Source organism: Mycobacterium sp. shizuoka-1, from assembly GCF_002723835.1.
Lineage (GTDB): Bacteria > Actinomycetota > Actinomycetes > Mycobacteriales > Mycobacteriaceae > Mycobacterium.
The window spans coordinates 26312-27898 of record NZ_BEWG01000028.1; the positions used below are offsets into that span (position 1 = coordinate 26312).

Genomic DNA, 1587 nt, shown 5'->3' on the forward strand with positions numbered 1-1587 from the left:
GTTGACCATGTAGAGCGTCGAGCCGGCTTGGCCCTGGCTGGTCATCACGAAGATGCCCAGGATGATGAAGCCGAAGTGGCTGATCGAGGTGTAGGCGATCAGGCGCATGACGTCGGTCTGGCCGATGGCCAGGATCGCGCCGTAGACGATGCCGATGACCGCCAGTGCGATGATCACCGGCCGGAAGTAGGTGGCCGAATCGGGAAACAGTGGCAGGCAGTAGCGCAACATCCCGAACGTGCCGACCTTGTCCATCACCGCCATCATCAACACCGCCGAGGCCGGGGTGGCTTGCACCGCGGCATCGGGCAGCCAGCGGTGGAACGGCCAGAGCGGGGCCTTGACCGCGAACGCGAACATGAATCCGAGGAACAGGGCGTTGGCGACGCCGGGGTTCATGGTGAATTTCCCGCTCGCGACGGCGTCGGCGATGGCGCGGAAGTCGAATGTCCCGGCGTCGAAGGCCTTGCTCGCGGAGGTGACCACATACAGTCCGATCACCGCCGCCAGCATGATCAGACCGCCGAACAGGTTGTACAGCAGGAACTTCACCGCGGCCTTGGACCGTTCAGCGCCGCCGAAGCCGCCGATGAGGAAGTACATCGGGATCAGCATGGCTTCGAAGAACACGTAGAACAGCAGGATGTCCAGGGCGACCAGCGACATCATCACCATGCCCTCGACCGCCAGCGTCAGCGCGATGTAGCTGTGCGGCGCCCGTCCGGACAATCCGGGCCGGTCGTCGGCGTCGTTCCAGCCCGCGATCAGCAGCAGCGGCACCAGCACGGCGGTGAGCACCACCAGAGCCAGGGCGATACCGTCGAGGCCGAGGATGTAACCGGTGCCGAATGACGGTATCCACGGATGGTTTTCGACGAACTGGAACTGCTCGCCCGCCGGGTCGAATCGCACGGCGAGGATCAGCGACAGCGCCAGAACCGCGAGGGAGACCACCACACCGGCATACTTCGCGAACTGCCGCAGCGAGGCAGGCAACACGATGATCAGTGCGGCACCGACAACCGGGATCGCCCACAGGATGGTCAGCCACGGGATCATCGCGCTCACCTCCACGCCGTGAAGAGGACCACGGCAACCACCAAGACCGTCCCGGCGAACATGGACAGCGCATACGAGCGGGCGAACCCGGTTTGCACCTGGCGCAGCCGATCCGAGAACCGGCCGACGAGGTAGGCCAGGCCCTGCGTCACCCCGTCGACACCCTTTTCGTCCACGACCACAAGGCCTTTCGTCAGCTCTTGGCCGCCGCGCATGAACACCGCCTCGTTGAAAGCGTCGCCGTAGAGGTCGTTACGCGCCGCGACGGTGAACGCGGACACATCCAGCGGCGCGGATTCGGGGACCTTGTGGTTGGCGTACTGGCGGTATGCCACGGCGATGCCGATGGCGACGACGCCGAGGGCGGTGAGGGTGGTGATCCAGGCGGGGATGAGGTGTTGGGTTTCGTGGTGGCCGATGACGGGTTGGAGCCAGTGTTGCAGGGTGTTGCCGATGGCCAGCAGTGCGCCGGCGCTGATGGAGCCGGCGGCGAGGACGATCATGGGTGCGGTCATCGTGGCGGGGGAT

At 65.3% G+C, this 1587-nt stretch carries 1 protein-coding gene and 1 pseudogene; both read right to left on the minus strand.

What is annotated here, in order from left to right; genetic code table 11:
- The coding region (locus MSZK_RS10070; RefSeq protein ID WP_199203279.1) for an NADH-quinone oxidoreductase subunit M at positions 1-1059 on the minus strand (1059 nt) is incomplete at its 3' end.
- A gap of 5 nt (positions 1060-1064) precedes the next feature.
- A pseudogene (locus MSZK_RS10075) lies at positions 1065-1587 on the minus strand (NADH-quinone oxidoreductase subunit L); the annotation flags it as partial.